This is a genomic window from Micromonospora sp. M51 (assembly GCF_018070305.1).
GTDB lineage: Bacteria > Actinomycetota > Actinomycetes > Mycobacteriales > Micromonosporaceae > Micromonospora > Micromonospora parva.
Genome location: NZ_JAGPXZ010001566.1, coordinates 1 through 383, shown reverse-complemented (window position 1 = coordinate 383; position 383 = coordinate 1). Strand labels below are relative to the sequence as shown.

The window sequence follows — 383 nt, the reverse complement described above, 5'->3', positions numbered from 1 at the left end:
CATCGTGGAGATCATTCCCGCCAGGGCCGGAAGCAGCAGCTCCAGGGTGTCGACCGCGTCGAAGGCCGGCTCCTTGTCCTCCTGCATGTCCCGGTCGTAGGTCATCGGCAGGCCCTTGAGCATGGTCAGCACTGTCATCAGGCCGCCGACCAGCCGCCCGGACTTGCCCCGGGCCAGCTCGGCGATGTCCGCGTTCTTCTTCTGCGGCATGATCGACGAGCCGGTGGCGAACGAGTCGTCCAGCTCCACCCAGCCGAACTCGTGCGAGGTCCAGAGCACCACCTCCTCGCCGAGGCGGGACAGGTGCACCCCGATCAACGCGGTGGTGAAGAGGAACTCGGCGACGAAGTCCCGGTCGGCGACCGCGTCCATCGAGTTGGCGA

The 383-nt window shown here is 67.1% G+C and carries 1 protein-coding gene; it reads right to left on the bottom strand.

Annotation, left to right across the window (positions count from 1 at the left end):
- A partial coding sequence (locus KBX53_RS35975; protein ID WP_247676671.1) for a lyase family protein occupies positions 1 to 383 on the bottom strand: 383 nt, incomplete at both ends.